Here is a 14238-nt window from a genome sequence, read left to right as displayed (position 1 = left end):
AGTCGATGAGCCCTTGCGGACCAGCCCGGTGGGGCAGACTCACGCGCGTGAGCGCGATCGCGTGGACCGCCGCCGTATCACTCGCCGCCTGGCTGTGGCTGCTGCTGTGCCAGGGCCTGTTCTGGCGTACGGACATCAGGCTCCCGCCTCGGCGGGACCCGGACGCATGGCCGTCGGTCTGCGTCGTCGTGCCGGCGCGCGACGAGGCCGCGGTGCTTCCCGCGAGTCTGCCGTCGCTCCTCGCCCAGAACTATCCGGGGCGCGCGGAGGTCTTCCTCATCGACGACGGCAGTTCGGACGGCACCGGAGAGCTGGCGCGCGGACTCGCGCGGCGGCACGGCGGGCTGCCGCTGACGGTGGACTCCCCCGGCGATCCGCCCGCGGGCTGGACCGGCAAGCTCTGGGCGGTGCGGCACGGCATCGCTCTGGCACGCGCGCGTGCCCCCGAGTACCTGCTGCTGACGGACGCCGACATCGCGCATGCGCCCGACAGCCTGCGGGAGCTGGTGGCGGCGGCGCGCACCGGGGGCTTCGACGTCGTCTCGCAGATGGCCCGGCTGCGGGTGGAGAGCGTGTGGGAGCGGCTGGTCGTGCCGGCGTTCGTCTACTTCTTCGCGCAGTTGTACCCATTCCGCCGGATCGGGAAGAAGGGGGCCCGGACGGCGGCCGCGGCGGGCGGCTGTGTCCTGCTGCGCACCGAGGCGGCCGAGCGGGCGCGGATTCCGGACGCGATCCGGCACGCCGTCATCGACGACGTGGCGCTCGCGCGGGCCGTCAAGGGCAGCGGCGGCGGCATCTGGCTGGGACTGGCCGAGCGGGTGGACAGCGTGCGCCCGTATCCGCGGCTGCGCGACCTGTGGCGGATGGTCTCGCGCAGCGCGTACGCGCAGTTGCGGCACAGCCCGCTGGTGCTGGCCGGGACGGTCGCCGGACTCGCGCTGGTGTATCTGGTGCCGCCCGTGGCCGCGGTCGCAGGTCTGCTCGGCGCGGATACGGCGACGGCGGTCGGCGGTTGGCTCGCCTGGCTGGTGATGACGGGGACGTACGTGCCGATGCTCCGCTACTACCGCCAGCCGCTGTGGCTCGCTCCGCTGCTGCCGTTCACCGCGTTCCTCTATCTCCTCATGACGGTCGATTCCGCGGTGCAGCACTACCGGGGGCGCGGCGCGGCATGGAAGGGGCGCACCTACGCACGTCCGGGCGCCGTGCCCGACGAGAGCTGACTACTTGCGGCCGGGCGTCCAGTTCATGCCCCACCCGTAGGCGTGGTCGACGGTCCGCTGCGGACTGACCCCGCGCTCGGGGATCAGGTAGCGGGCCTCGCGCTGGACGATCAGGTCGCTGCCGGTGTGGGTGATCAGGGCGAGCGCGCACACCGTCGAGGGAACCGTGCACTCGTCGAGTGAGAAGTCGACCGGTGCGCCGTGCTGCGGTGTGAGGGTGACCGTGGCGTTCAGGTCGGCGAAGGAACGCGCCCCTTCGTAAATGGTCACGAAGATCAGGATGCGCCGGAAGGACCGCTGGTGGTCGAGGTTGATGGTGAGGTTCTCGCCGCTCGCCACAGCGCCGGTGCGGTCGTCGCCGTCGAGGTGGATGTACGGCGGCTGGTGCAGGGCGCCGAAGGCGTTGCCGAGGGACTGGACGACTCCCTTGCTGCCGTCGGTCAGCTCGTACAGGGCGCACAGGTCGAGGTCGAGGTCGTTGTGCGTAGCGACCGCGCGGCCCAGTTTGCTCGCCCAGCCCGAGAACTGCTTGCGCACCTGCCAGTTGAGGTTCACGCGCATGGCGCCCGAGGTGCCGCCCTGCTTGGTCAGCGAGACCGACGGGGCGGCCTTGGTGAGCGTCACCTTGCTCAAGCTGACCGGCGGTGCCTGGGGCACGGGCGGGGGAACCGGCGGCATGGCGGGCGGCGGCATGGTCACCGGGGGCGCCACGGGCGGGGGCGCGGTCACCGGGGGTGCGACCGGCGGCGTCGCGGGCGCCGCGGGCTGGGGATCGTCGACCGTGATGCCGTAGTCGGTGGCGAGCCCCTCCAGGCCGCTGCTGTAGCCCTGGCCGACGGCGCGGAACTTCCACGCGCCCTGGCGGCGGTAGAACTCACCGAGGACGAAAGCGGTTTCAACGGTGGCGCCAGTGCTGTCGAACCGGGCGACGACGGTGCCCTGGGCGGCGTCCTTGACCTCGATACAGAGGTCCGGGACCTGGCCGAACGCGCCGCCGTCCGCGGAGGCGGCGAGGATGACGGTCTCGATCGCGGGCTCCACGCGCGCGAGGTCGACGAGCAGGCTGTCGGTCACCCTGCCGCCGGTGTCCCGCTTGCCCTCGTGCCGGACGGCTCCGGAGGAGTGCTCGGGCTGGTTGTAGAAGACGAAGTCCCCGTCGGAACGGACTTTTCCACCGACCAGCAACAGCGCCGAGGCGTCGGCGTCGGGCACGCCCGGCCCGGAGCGCCAGCCCAATTCGACTCGCAATGCCGTCGTCGGCACCGGAGCATTCGATCCTTTCGGCATTGACATGTCCGCCCCCATCACGTGTCACCGCGCCAGGCGTGCCCCGGCATCTCATCGGGCTCTCTCCCGGACAAACCTATTCTCCGCGACGGCGGAGTCCTACGACGGGCACTGGAACCCGGAGGTCAACCGACGGTAACCCGCCCGGAACTCGGCCTTTACACGATCTGAACCCGGACTGGCGTCCCTTTTTGGCAAGTTCGCTCGCATTGGGGATCCGGCGTCACTGCGGACACATAAAACAACCCTCTTATCGGTCTCCCCAACCAGCACATCGTGGGCTTAACGTATGCGCCATGACCTCCCCCCGCTCCACCTATGGCGGCGGCTACTACTCCGCCTCCTTCCCGGACACTCCGATCTACGACTCGCTCGTGGCCGAGCGGGGCACCCCGCAGATCGCCCCGATCCGGGTCCCCGCGGCGTACGACACGCCGGGCAGCGGTCTGCCCGCGCTGCCGTCCGCGCTGCCCGCCCTCCCGGCGGCCCCGTCCCAGCCCTCCTACGGTTACCCGCAGGCGCAGCAGCCCGCCCCGCTGCAACAGGCGCCGGCGGCCTACATCCCGCAGCAGGCGGCCGCGCCGCGTGCCTACCCGGGTCCGCAGACGCAGCAGCCTCGACCGGCGGCACCCGGCGGCACGGGCTACGAGGCGATGCGCCCCGCGGCTCCCCGCCCGGCCGCGGCTCCCTACCAGGAGCCGTACAACAACCAGCAGTACCGCGGCTACTGACCCGTCCCCCGGGCTGTCGTCCCCACCTGGCACGATGGCCCCATGGGGCACGCGCAGCTGCAGTCGATCCACCTCCATCCGGTCAAGGCGTGCCGGGGCATCGCGCCCCGGGAGGCCGTCGTGGAGCCCTGGGGGCTGTCCGGAGACCGACGCTGGGCGCTGATCGACGACGGGGGAAAGGTCGTGACACAGCGCCAGCGACCACGCCTCGCGCTGATCGCCGCCGACTTGCCGCCCGGCGGCGGTGTGCGACTGTCCGCGCCCGGCATGGAACCGCTGACCGTGCCCGTGCCCCGGCCGGTCGGCATGGTCCCTGTGGAGATCTTCCGGGACAAGATCGAGGCGGTCCTCGCCGAGGACGACGCCGCGCACGCCTGGTGCAGCGCGTATCTCGGCGCGCAGGTACGCCTCGCTCACATGGACGATCCCGGCACGCGCCGCCCCGTCGACCCTGAGTACGCGCTGCCGGGCGAGACGGTCGGCTTCGCCGACGGCTACCCGCTGCTGCTCACCTCGTCGGCCTCGCTCGACGCCCTCAACTCCCTCATCGCCCAAGGCGAGCACGCGCACGAGGGCCCCCTGCCGATGAACCGCTTCCGGCCCAACGTGGTCGTCTCGGGCACCGCCGCCTGGGCCGAGGACGACTGGTCGCGCATCGCCATCGGAGAGGTCGCCTTCCGTGTCCCCAAGAAGTGCGGGCGCTGCGTGGTGACCACGACCGACCAGGGCACCGCCGAGCGCGGCAGGGAGCCCCTGCACACCCTGGGCAGGCACCGACGCATCGGCGGCAAGCTGGTGTTCGGCCAGAACCTGGTGCCCCTGTCCCGCGGCACGATCCAGGTCGGTGACCCGGTCACGATCCTCGGCTGACAAAAGATCTCGCCGAGCCGCGAGGTTCGGGAACCGGGCCCGGGAACCCGTGCGTTGAGCATTCATGAGAAGTTCATGAGAGGCCCAGGACGGAGGTGATTTCGCTCTCTCTTCGCCGGGCCCGTGGGTGAACGGCTCTGGCGGGGGTTATCACGGAGCGGAAAGGGGGATGGCCGGACCATGCGGGCGATCAGCGGACTCTGGCGCTGGCGGCACAATCCGCTGCGCCGTACGACCGATCTGGTCGAGGCCTGGGTCGCCCTCGCGGCGCTGTCGCTGATCCTGGTCGTCGCGCCCTGGGCCGGCTCCGTGGTCGGCGGCCTCGCACAGGACGCCCTGCAGAAGTCCGTCCGTGAACAGCGCGCTTCTCGGCACCTGGTGACGGCGACCGTGCTCCGCGAGCTGGACGGCTCCCCGCTGGACACCGACCCCGAGGCCTCCAGCGGGCGGAGCGCGCGCACCCGGGTCGTGGCGGACTGGACCGCACCGGACGGCAGCGTCCACCGGGCACAGGTCATGGCGAGCCTCGACACCCCCCGGCCCGGCGACCGCTTCACGATATGGACGGACCGCAAGGGCCACCCCGTGGCACGTCCCCTGGACTCCGCGACGGCGTCGACGCACGCCGTGCTCGCCGGGTTCGGCGCGGCCCTGATAGCCGCCGGTCTCGTCGAGGGCGGCAGACGGCTGCTCCTGTGGCGCATGGTCCGTCGCCGGTACGCGCGTTGGGACCATGCCTGGGACAAGGCGGGTCCCGACTGGGGCCGTACCGGCACCGGCAGCTGACGGCCTTCCGGCTCTGGTCAACCCACCGTCCGCGCGCACGCTACGGTGGACCGGCCGAACTCTTCGGCAGCACAACCCGCGTACTACGAGGTGGGGGCACATCAACGCCATGGCACAGGGCACGGTCCAGGTGACGCACACCGGCACATCGCGGTGGCGGCGCCGCACGGGTGAGTACGCATCGCTCGCCGCCGCCCTGGAGGCCGCGGCCGACGGTGACGTCCTCACCGTCGCACCCGGCACCTACCGGGAGAACCTCGTCGTCCAGCGGGCGGTGACCCTGCGCGGCCCCGAGGGCTCCCCGGGCTCGGTGCGTATCGCGCCCCTGGACGGCGTGCCGCTGACGGTGCGCGCCTCCGCGGTGGTCCAGGACCTGCATGTGGAGGGCCAGGACGCGGCGGCGCCCGCGCTGCTCGTCGAGGAGGGCGCCCCGGAGCTGTCGGACGTCCGGGTCGTCACGCGGTCCGCGGCCGGGATCGAGGTCCGCGGCGGCGCCCGGCCGACCATGCGGCGCTGCACGGTCGACAACCCCGCGGGCATCGGCATCGCCGTGGTCGACGGCGGGGGCGGGGTGTTCGAGGAGTGCGAGGTCGTCGCGGCCGGCCAGGCGGGCATCGCCGTACGCGGCGGCGCCCACCCCCGTCTGGAGCGCTGCCGGATCCACCACGCCTCCGGCTCGGGGCTGACGGCGACCGGTGAGAACTCCTCGCTGGAAGCGGTCGGTTGCGAGATCTACGAGGTCCGCGGCTCCGGTGTCCAGGTCACCGGCCGGGCCACCGCCCATCTCACCGACTGCGATGTGCACCGCACCACCGCCGACGGCGTCACGCTCGACACCGACGCCGTGCTGACCCTGGCCGACTGCCGTATCCACGACATCCCGGAGAACGCGGTCGATCTGCGCTCCCGCTCCGTGCTCACCCTGACCCGCACGACGGTGCGTCAGTTCGGGCGCAACGGCCTGTCGGTGTGGGATCCGGGCACGCGCGTGGACGCCAACCAGTGCGAGATCTTCGACAGCACGGGCGACTACCCGGCGGTGTGGGTGAGCGACGGGGCCACCGCGGTGCTGGACTCCTGCCGGGTGCACGACGTGCCGGACGCCCTGTTCGTCCTCGACCGCGGCTCGCGCGCGGACGTCGTCGACAGCGACCTGTCCCAGGTGCGCAACACCGCCGTGTCGGTGAGCGACGGGGCCACCGCGCAGCTCGACGACTGCCGGATCCGGGACGCGGCGACGGGCGCCTGGTTCCGGGACCACGGCAGCGGCGGCACCCTCAGCAACTGCACTCTGGACGGCAACCAGACCGGCGTGATCGTCACCAAGGGCGCCGACCCCACCATCGAGCGCTGCACGGTCGACTCCCCGGCGGAGGCCGGCTTCTACGTCTCGGCGGGCGGCCGCGGCACCTTCCAGAACTGCCGGGTGAGGGGCAGCGCCGGCTACGGCTTCCATGTGATCGACGGCTGCCGTACGACGCTGCGGAAGTGCCGGACGGAGCGGTGCGCGCGCGGCGGGTACGAGTTCGCGGACGGCGGCCCGGACGCGGCCGCCGGGGCCGGTCCCGAGGTGGAGGACTGCACCAGCGACGAGAGCGCGGGCCTGAGGCAGCCGTCGCCGGCGCCGGAGCCCGCCGTACAGACCGTGCGCCAGTCCCCCGGCCTGCTGGGCGCGATCCCCGGCCAGCGCAGCACCGAGCAGGAGCCGCTCCTCGCCGCCGCCGAGCCCGAGAAGCCGGCGCGGACCTCCAAGGACGTCCTCGGCGAGCTGGACGCGCTGGTGGGCCTGGAGAGCGTCAAGCGCGAGGTGCGCGCCCTCACCGACATGATCGAGGTGGGCCGGCGCCGCCAACAGGCGGGCCTGAAGGCGGCGTCGGTCAAGCGCCACCTGGTCTTCACCGGCTCCCCCGGCACCGGCAAGACGACGGTCGCGCGCCTCTACGGCGAGATCCTCGCGTCCCTCGGCGTCCTGGAGAAGGGCCACCTGGTCGAGGTGTCCCGTGTCGACCTGGTCGGCGAGCACATCGGCTCCACGGCGATCCGCACGCAGGAGGCCTTCGACAAGGCGCGCGGCGGTGTGCTGTTCATCGACGAGGCGTACGCGCTGTCGCCGGAGGACTCGGGCCGGGACTTCGGCAAGGAGGCCATCGACACGCTGGTGAAGCTGATGGAGGACCACCGGGACGCGGTCGTGGTGATCGTCGCGGGCTATACGGCGGAGATGGAGCGGTTCCTCTCGGTCAACCCCGGTGTGGCGTCCCGCTTCTCACGGACCATCACCTTCTCCGACTACGGCCCCGACGAGTTGCTGCGGATCGTGGAGCAGCAGGCCGAGGAGCACGAGTACCGGCTCGGTCCGGGCGTCGCCGAGGCCCTGCTGAAGTACTTCACGGCGATCCCCAAGGGCCCGGCGTTCGGCAACGGCCGCACGGCACGCCAGACCTTCGAGGCGATGGTGGAACGGCACGCGAGCCGGGTCGCCCAGGTCGACGAGCCGAGCACGGACGACCTGACCCTGCTGTACGCGGAGGACCTGCCGGAGCTGCCCTGAGACCGCCGCTCAGGCCGGGCAGGGCACGCGTCGGCCCTTGGTCGCGTGCCCTCCCGAGCCTTCGGATCAGCACTCGGTCTCCGGTCGCTGCGCCGGCACCTCCGGTCGCAGCCGTGCCAGCAGCCTTTCCCGCTCCTCCGCGAAGGCCGGGTCCGCCTGGTACTCGCCGTGGCCGAGAATCGGTGCCGGCAGGGGATGCTCGGGTGTACGGCCGTACGCCAGCGGATCCTTGAGGGCCTCGCGGTCCACCGCGGGACCGCAGTCGCCGGGCAGGCGGACCGGGCCGCCGATGGGGTCGGTGCGCCGGTGGAGGTTGCGCCAGCAGTCGACCTCGGCGTGCAGGGAGGCGAGCGCGGTCGGGCCGAAGTGGGCCGGGAACCAGCGGCCGTAGAGGCGTTCCAGCGGGGAGCCGTAGGTCAGGAGCGCGACCCGCTTGCGGTCGGAGGGCCGCAGCTGCCAGACCGCCGCGGCCGCGAGCACACTGCCCTGGGAGTGGCCGGAGATGACGAGGCGACGGCCCTCCTTGGCGCGGGTCCACGTCGCCATCCGCCAGGTCAGGTCGGGCACCGCGCGCTCGGCGTAGCAGGGCGGCGCGAAGGGGTGCGCGGCACGCGGCCAGAACGTGCCGACGTCCCACAGGATGCCGATGGTGCGGCGCGCGGAGGCGTCCTTGTAGGCGCGTCTGCCCCAGGTGACGAACAGGATGAAGCCGAAGCCGATCAGCCAGGAGCCCAGCGCCTGCGCGGTCTCGGCGGCCCCGTTCACGAAGGCCCCGTCGGCGGCCTTGCTCGGTGTCTCGTCGGTCGTCAGGGCGCCGACCAGGGCTCCGGCGCCCAGCAGCAGGGTCGCGGTGGAGGTGACGGCGACGACGAGCGGGGCGCGGTCGGTGAGCGTGGCCATCGCGCGCGTGCTCGCGATACGGCGGGTGCGTGCCGTGTCCCGGGGCTCACCGGTGTAGTCGAGCTCGACCGTGCCCAGCTCGGTGCGGCGCAGCAGCCAGGCCCGCCACCCCAGCCAGCCGCAGAGCAGCAGCAGGAGGACCAGCAGCGGTGGGATGACGGATGCCTGCCAGGTCAGCAGGACCGGCGGTCCGTCGATGGACGTGCCGGTGCCGTCCAGCCAGTCGGAGACCCGCTGGGACACTCCGCCGGACATCACGCCGCCGAGGGCGCAGGCCAGCATCGCCACGGCCGGTCCGCCCAGGCCCCGCATGGCGGCGCGCGGGTCGGGATCGGTGCGGTGGAGGATGTGGGCGACGACGGCGAGGACGATCACGAGCAGGCCCTGGAGGAAGGCGATGGCGCCGAAGGTGGCGTCGCCCGGGAGGCGGCCCTGGGACTGCCAGCCGGGCCGGTCCCAGCCGGCGTACACCACGGCGAGCGCCAGCAGGACGAGGGCGGCGAGCGGCAGGCGTCTCACGAGGCGCTCGTCGAGTTCCTGGTCGAGGCGGTTCTCGCTGCGGCCACGGCGGCAGACCACCCAGACCACGACGGCGGCCCCGACGACGATCGCCGCCTCCAGGAGCCGGCCCAGCGCGTCGAGGAGCGCCGGTCCCCCGGACCGGCGGTCGAAGCGGGCCGCGGCCGAGCCGACCGCCGCGGCGACCGTCAGCAGGCCGGCGGCGGTGTGCGCGGCGCGCAGCCGGGCGACCAGGCGGCGGCCGTACCAGAAGCCGGGGCGGCCCAGGGAGGTGCGGCCGGACTCCTCGTCGGGCTCGGGCTCGTGGGACATCGGCTGCTGGGACTCGTAGGCGCTCCACGTGCGGCGGGAGAGATACCAGAGCAGGCCGGTCAGCGCGGTGGGCACCACGGCGGCGAGGGCGAGCCGGCGGCCGGGGCGGCTCCACCAGCCGCCCTCGGAGACCACGGGCGACAGGAAGCCCAGCCAGCTGTGCCGCTCGGCGCACGCGCGCGTGCCCGCGCACTGCCAGGCCGTGAGGTCCAGGGCGACCTCGCAGGCGGCCGCGACGAGCAGCACCGTCAGCGTCAGCCCCGCGAGCCGTACGAGCAGGCCGTACAGCCGCACGGTCCGCTCGCGGTCCCGGGTGGTGGGGCGCATCCAGTGCGCGAGGTTGACCACCATGAACGGCAGTAACAGCAGCCACAGGGCGCGTGCGCTGTTTCCCGAGGTCAGGTTGCACCAGACGTACGCCTCGGGCACCGGTCCGCTCCGGTGGCCGTCCGGTCTGTTCTCCGCGTCGACGTCCTCGGCGCGCCGGAACACGGCGGCCGTGTCGTCGCCGGTGATCCGCACGGTGCGCGGATCGTCGAGCATGTCCTGCGGCGTGGTGCCGCCGACACCGTGGACCAGGAGTTCCAGGGCGATCCTGGCACCCTCGGGTCCCGGGACCGGGCCGTCGGGCCCGTCCGCTCCGTTCAATTCGGCGCTTTCCCGCGCATGTTCCATCGGTCGCACTTCCCCCGTGACGAGCCGTCGGCTTCAGTCTGTGCGGGCACAAGGATCTCCCCGAACGGTGCCCCTTACACCTCTCGTCACGGAATCTCCCCGATCCGTGGGACGAACAGCGGAACGCGCGATGCCGAAGTGACATGCGCGCGTCGTGACAGCCAGTGGCGCGACCGGTACCGACCCGTGCGAGGATGGGACGCCCGCGCACGGGGCAAGGGCGAGAATGTCCTTGTCGGAGGGGTTGCGCAGGGTGTGTCGGACGGCTTGAGGCGAAAGGACCGGAGCGTACGTGAGCGAGAATCAGAACCTCCTCGCGGAGCAGCGGCGCGCCCTGATCCTGGACGAGGTGCGGCGCCGAGGCGGGGTTCGCGTCAATGAGCTGACCCGCAAGCTCGGCGTGTCGGACATGACGGTGCGCCGCGATCTCGACGCGCTCGCCCGGCAGGGCGTGCTGGAGAAGGTGCACGGCGGTGCGGTCCCGGTGGTCGAGGCGAGCACGCACGAGCCGGGCTTCGAGGCCAAGTCCGGTCTGGAGCTGACGGCCAAGGAGGACATCGCGCGGGCCGCGGCCGAGCTGGTCGCGCCGGGCTCCGCGATCGCGCTGTCGGGGGGTACGACGACGTATGCGCTCGCGCACCAGCTGGTCGACGTGCCCGACCTCACCGTGGTCACCAACTCGGTGCGTGTGGCCGACGTCTTCCACGCGGCCCAGCGCACGTCGGGGCCACGGCAGGGCGCGGCCACGGTCGTGCTGACCGGTGGGGTGCGCACCCCGTCCGACTCGCTGGTGGGCCCGGTGGCCGATCAGGCGATCGGGACGCTCCACTTCGACGTGCTGTTCCTCGGGGTGCACGGGATATCGGTCGAGGCCGGCCTGTCCACGCCGAACCTCGCGGAGGCCGAGACCAACCGGCGGCTGGTGCAGTCGGCACGGCGGGTCGTGGTGGTCGCCGACCACACCAAGTGGGGTGTCGTGGGGCTGAGTTCGTTCGCGACGCTGGAGCAGGTCGACACGCTGGTGACGGACTCCGGCCTGGCGACCGAGGCGCGTTCGGAGATCTCGGAGCATCTGCGCCGACTGGTGGTGGCGGGCGAGCCCGACGAGGACGCCGACGTCTGACGGTGCAGACATCTGACGAGACGCCAGTTATGGTGGCGCTGCCCGGTGCGGCGTCGGCATAGGGGGTTTCGTCCATGGCTCACCTGCTGCGTGAGGTGGGGCTCGACTTCATCGAGCGCGCGCCCGTACGGCACGTCTTCGCACGGGAGGTCTCCGCCACGCCGGAGGCGGTGTTCCACGCGCTCGCCGACGACGTGCCGGGCTGGTCGCAGTGGTTCTCCGCGGTGACGCTCGCCCGGCCGCTCGACGGTGGGGCCCGGCGTGAGGTCCGGCTCAGGGGCGGCACCCGCTTCGAGGAGACGATCCTCGTGGCCAAGAGTCCCGAGGTGTACGCCTACCGCGTCGACGTCACCAACGCACCGGGGGCGCGGGCCATGGTCGAGGAGTGGGGGCTCGCCCCGGCGGGGACGGGCACGCGGGTGCGGTGGACGTTCGCGGTGGACGGCACCGCACCCTTCCGGTTCGCCTGCGGCCTCGCGCGGCCCGGCCTGGGCCGGGCGTTCCGGGACGCGGTGAACGCGCTGGACCGGCGGCTGACGTCCGCGGCGTCCTAGCGCCAGGTCCTGCGCCAGCGCCCCTCCGGCCTGGCTTTCGCAGGTCACTCGGGCCACACGCCCGTGTCCAGCATCTGCTCGATGGCCACCGAGTACGGTGTGATGTCCAGGCCCTGCGCGGCCAGCCACGCGTCCGAGTAGTACTTGTCGAGGTACCGGTCCCCGGGGTCGCACAGCAGCGTCACCACGCTCCCTTGCCGCCCCTCGGCCACCATCTCGGCGACGATCTTCAGCGCGCTCCACAGCCCGGTGCCCGTCGAGCCGCCCACCTTGCGTCCGATCGCCTGCTCCAAAGCCCGGACGGCGGCGACGCTCGCCGCGTCCGGCACCTTCATCATCCGATCGACGGCGCCGGGCACGAAGCTGGGTTCCATGCGGGGCCGGCCGATGCCCTCGATCCGGGAGCCGCAGTCGTAGGTGACGTCCGGATCGCCGGTGATCCAGCCCTCGAAGAAACAGGAGTTCTCCGGGTCGGCGACGCAGACGCGGGTGTCGTACTGCATGTAGTGGACGTACCGCGCGAGCGTCGCGGAGGTCCCTCCGGTGCCGGCCGTGGCGACGATCCAGGTGGGCTCCGGGAACCGCTCCAGCCTGAGCTGGCGGAAGATGGATTCGGCGATGTTGTTGTTGCCGCGCCAGTCCGTGGCCCGTTCGGCGTAGGTGAACTGGTCCATGTAGTGGCCGCCGGTCTCCACCGCGAGGCGTGCGGACTCCTCGTACATCTTCCGCGAGTCGTCCACGAAGTGGCACTGCCCGCCGTGGAACTCGATCAGACGGCACTTCTCGGCGCTCGTCGTGCGTGGCATGACCGCGATGAAGGGCACGCCGATCAGCTTCGCGAAGTACGCCTCGGAGACGGCCGTCGAACCGCTGGACGCCTCGATCACCGGGCGGCCCGGCCGGATCCATCCGTTGCACAGGCCGTAGAGGAAGAGCGAGCGGGCGAGCCGGTGCTTGAGGCTGCCGGTCGGGTGGGTCGACTCGTCCTTCAGGTAGAGGTCGATTCCCCACTGCTCCGGCAGCGGGAAGCGCAGCAGGTGGGTGTCGGCCGAACGGTTGGCGTCGGCCTGGACCTTGCGCACGGCTTCTTTCAGCCAGACGCGGTAGGCGGCGTCGCTGCGGTCGACGTCGAGGGTCACGCCGGACGGGGTCTGCTGGACGGTGCTCACGGCGGTGCTCCTCATGCTGGGCTGCAACGGCGACTCGCGCGGCCGTCGCTTCGAGCATAAACATCTTTCGCACGCTTCTCACCTGCATAAACACACCTTTGAGAGTCTCAAAGGCGCCCCTGGGTCGCCGGCCTCCCGTCGCTGGGGGCGCATGCGCGCGAGTGCTTCCGTGCGCCCCCGCCCGGCGATGACGTGCGTACTGGTGCTGGACGCGGGACGGGGGCAGACTGCACGGGACGGGACGGCGATCCCGAACGGGGGGACACACTGGATCACGAGCGGAGCCGGCCACATCCACGCGAGGACACGCCGGCACACCGACGCACACGAGGGGGCGGGGCATGGCGGAGCCGGAGTTCACGGCCACGGGCGTGCGGATCGGAAAGCGGCTGCGCTCGCTGACCCGGGCCGGACAGGTGCGGATCAGCGACGGCAGGCTGCAGTTGCTCACCAGCTACGGCAGCGAGATCGACAGCGCGCCGGTGCAGGCGGTGCGGGCCTCCAAGCCCTGGTTCGCCCCGGACGACCGGGCGCTGGCGGACCTGAACGGCAAGCGCTACTCGCTGACGCTGGGCGATCACGACCCCGCCCCGGGCGAACCCGGTCCTCCCGCGGCACGCCGGTTCATCGAGGCCGTACGGAAGGCAGCGGGGCGTAAGGGATAAGTCACTAAGAGTTGCGATATTGCGACTTTTGCGTCACTCTGGTCTCACGTCACTCTGGGTTTACCGGCGATAACGCTGCGAACCAGCCCGCCGGCCACGACAGCAGGCGGCCGTTTCCTTCAAGCACCCTGCTGGATCCGTACTCCGTGTTCTTCCGGACCTCTTCAGTCGGGGAGTCGCAGCCGTGATCAAGTACCCAAGCAGGCACTGCACGGTGGAGCTCCAAGCCCTGCCGTCGCGGATCGGACAGGTCCGCAGAATCGTATCGGCGCAGTTGCGCTACTGGCATCTGGATCCGTTGATAGACCGCGCCGCGCTCTGTGTGACCGAGCTGTTGACCAACGTCCACCTGCACGCCCAGCCGGACAAGACGTGCACCGTCGAGATCGAGCTGCTGCTCGACCGGCTCACCGTCTCGGTGCGCGACAGCGACCCGCGTCTGCCGGTCGTGGCGGACACCGGCGACGCCGACGCGCTCGCCACCTGTGGGCGCGGGCTGGCCATGGTGGCCGCCGTCAGCGAGAGCTGGGGCGTGCGGCCGGACGGCGACGCCGGCAAGGTCGTGTGGTTCACGCTGCCTACGCCCGCGGCGACCGTGGTGCGGGGCGCGGGCGCGCGGCCGCCACAGCGGACGGCCGTGGAGCAGCCCGCCCGGCGGTTCGCGGAGGTCGGGGCGCGGGTGGATCTGCGCAGGCCGGAACGTGCTCCCGCCCGGTCGGCCGTGGTGGGCTGACCGGGCGTTGGATGGTTCGGTCGCCTGCGGGGCGCTGTATGCCGGCGACCACCCTGGGCGATCTGCTCCGGGTGGCCGGGTCTCCCGGCTTCGACCGCCCTGTCCACATCGGCGAGTTCGTGCGGGACCTGGAGAACGAC

General features: G+C 72.2%; 12 protein-coding genes. 9 read left to right on the top strand and 3 right to left on the bottom strand.

What is annotated here, in order from left to right; genetic code table 11:
• The first annotated feature begins 5 nt into the window (after nt 1-5).
• Nucleotides 6-1223: a glycosyltransferase gene (locus ABZ078_RS36775; protein WP_356582705.1), complete on the top strand. Its 1218-nt coding sequence runs from the start codon at nt 6-8 to the stop codon at nt 1221-1223.
• Here the strand turns inward: ABZ078_RS36775 and ABZ078_RS36770 are convergent, their stop codons facing one another.
• Nucleotides 1224-2510, bottom strand: coding sequence for a TerD family protein (locus ABZ078_RS36770; protein WP_356582744.1), 1287 nt, complete (start codon nt 2508-2510; stop codon nt 1224-1226).
• Between the two features lie 296 nt (nt 2511-2806).
• On the opposite strand from ABZ078_RS36770, the gene ABZ078_RS36765 reads away from it, so the two are divergent.
• The 4 genes from ABZ078_RS36765 to ABZ078_RS36750 all read left to right on the top strand — a co-directional run bounded on the left by ABZ078_RS36765 (nt 2807) and on the right by ABZ078_RS36750 (nt 7448).
• On the top strand, nt 2807-3241 hold the full coding sequence (locus tag ABZ078_RS36765) for a DUF6643 family protein (protein ID WP_356582703.1): 435 nt from the start codon (nt 2807-2809) through the stop codon (nt 3239-3241).
• 42 nt (nt 3242-3283) lie between these two features.
• Nucleotides 3284-4111 carry an MOSC N-terminal beta barrel domain-containing protein gene (locus ABZ078_RS36760; RefSeq protein ID WP_356582701.1) on the top strand — a complete coding sequence of 276 codons (828 nt, stop codon included), beginning with the start codon at nt 3284-3286 and terminating at the stop codon, nt 4109-4111.
• Between the two features lie 180 nt (nt 4112-4291).
• Nucleotides 4292-4897, top strand: coding sequence for a hypothetical protein (locus ABZ078_RS36755; RefSeq protein ID WP_356582699.1), 606 nt, complete (start codon nt 4292-4294; stop codon nt 4895-4897).
• A 109-nt stretch (nt 4898-5006) separates the two neighbouring features.
• Nucleotides 5007-7448: a right-handed parallel beta-helix repeat-containing protein gene (locus ABZ078_RS36750; RefSeq protein ID WP_356582697.1), complete on the top strand. Its 2442-nt coding sequence runs from the start codon at nt 5007-5009 to the stop codon at nt 7446-7448.
• Nucleotides 7449-7514: 66 nt separating this feature from the next.
• On the opposite strand, the gene ABZ078_RS36745 is transcribed toward ABZ078_RS36750, so the two are convergent.
• Nucleotides 7515-9854 (bottom strand): hypothetical protein, encoded by a 2340-nt coding sequence (locus tag ABZ078_RS36745; protein WP_356582695.1) that lies wholly within the window; start codon nt 9852-9854, stop codon nt 7515-7517.
• 292 nt (nt 9855-10146) lie between these two features.
• Between ABZ078_RS36745 and ABZ078_RS36740 the strand changes: the two genes are divergently transcribed.
• Both ABZ078_RS36740 and ABZ078_RS36735 read left to right on the top strand, forming a co-directional pair.
• Nucleotides 10147-10977: a DeoR/GlpR family DNA-binding transcription regulator gene (locus tag ABZ078_RS36740; RefSeq protein WP_356582693.1), complete on the top strand. Its 831-nt coding sequence runs from the start codon at nt 10147-10149 to the stop codon at nt 10975-10977.
• Nucleotides 10978-11051: 74 nt separating this feature from the next.
• Entirely contained in the window at nt 11052-11531 is a 480-nt protein-coding gene (locus ABZ078_RS36735; RefSeq protein WP_356582691.1) for an SRPBCC family protein, read from the top strand.
• A gap of 44 nt (nt 11532-11575) precedes the next feature.
• On the opposite strand, the gene ABZ078_RS36730 is transcribed toward ABZ078_RS36735, so the two are convergent.
• Nucleotides 11576-12700 carry a PLP-dependent cysteine synthase family protein gene (locus ABZ078_RS36730; protein WP_356582689.1) on the bottom strand — a complete coding sequence of 375 codons (1125 nt, stop codon included), beginning with the start codon at nt 12698-12700 and terminating at the stop codon, nt 11576-11578.
• A 341-nt stretch (nt 12701-13041) separates the two neighbouring features.
• On the opposite strand from ABZ078_RS36730, the gene ABZ078_RS36725 reads away from it, so the two are divergent.
• Nucleotides 13042-13365 carry a hypothetical protein gene (locus tag ABZ078_RS36725; RefSeq protein WP_356582687.1) on the top strand — a complete coding sequence of 108 codons (324 nt, stop codon included), beginning with the start codon at nt 13042-13044 and terminating at the stop codon, nt 13363-13365.
• Nucleotides 13366-13549: 184 nt separating this feature from the next.
• Entirely contained in the window at nt 13550-14098 is a 549-nt protein-coding gene (locus tag ABZ078_RS36720; protein ID WP_356582685.1) for an ATP-binding protein, read from the top strand.
• Nucleotides 14099-14238 lie beyond the last annotated feature (140 nt).

Source organism: Streptomyces sp. NPDC006385, assembly GCF_040612485.1.
GTDB lineage: Bacteria > Actinomycetota > Actinomycetes > Streptomycetales > Streptomycetaceae > Streptomyces.
Note: the sequence above shows the minus strand (reverse complement) of the source record. Positions and strands in the feature narration are given on the sequence as shown.

What these genes read in the sequence shown, in the direction of transcription:
- ABZ078_RS36775 (WP_356582705.1), top strand. Translation starts at nt 6, where the DNA reads ATGAGCCCTTGCGGACCAGCCCGGTGGGGCAGACTCACGCGCGTGAGC.
- ABZ078_RS36765 (WP_356582703.1), top strand. Translation starts at nt 2,807, where the DNA reads ATGACCTCCCCCCGCTCCACCTATGGCGGCGGCTACTACTCCGCCTCC.
- ABZ078_RS36725 (WP_356582687.1), top strand. Translation starts at nt 13,042, where the DNA reads ATGGCGGAGCCGGAGTTCACGGCCACGGGCGTGCGGATCGGAAAGCGG.
- ABZ078_RS36735 (WP_356582691.1), top strand. Translation starts at nt 11,052, where the DNA reads ATGGCTCACCTGCTGCGTGAGGTGGGGCTCGACTTCATCGAGCGCGCG.
- ABZ078_RS36745 (WP_356582695.1), bottom strand. Translation starts at nt 9,854, where the DNA reads ATGGAACATGCGCGGGAAAGCGCCGAATTGAACGGAGCGGACGGGCCC.
- ABZ078_RS36750 (WP_356582697.1), top strand. Translation starts at nt 5,007, where the DNA reads ATGGCACAGGGCACGGTCCAGGTGACGCACACCGGCACATCGCGGTGG.
- ABZ078_RS36760 (WP_356582701.1), top strand. Translation starts at nt 3,284, where the DNA reads ATGGGGCACGCGCAGCTGCAGTCGATCCACCTCCATCCGGTCAAGGCG.
- ABZ078_RS36770 (WP_356582744.1), bottom strand. Translation starts at nt 2,510, where the DNA reads ATGCCGAAAGGATCGAATGCTCCGGTGCCGACGACGGCATTGCGAGTC.
- ABZ078_RS36755 (WP_356582699.1), top strand. Translation starts at nt 4,292, where the DNA reads ATGCGGGCGATCAGCGGACTCTGGCGCTGGCGGCACAATCCGCTGCGC.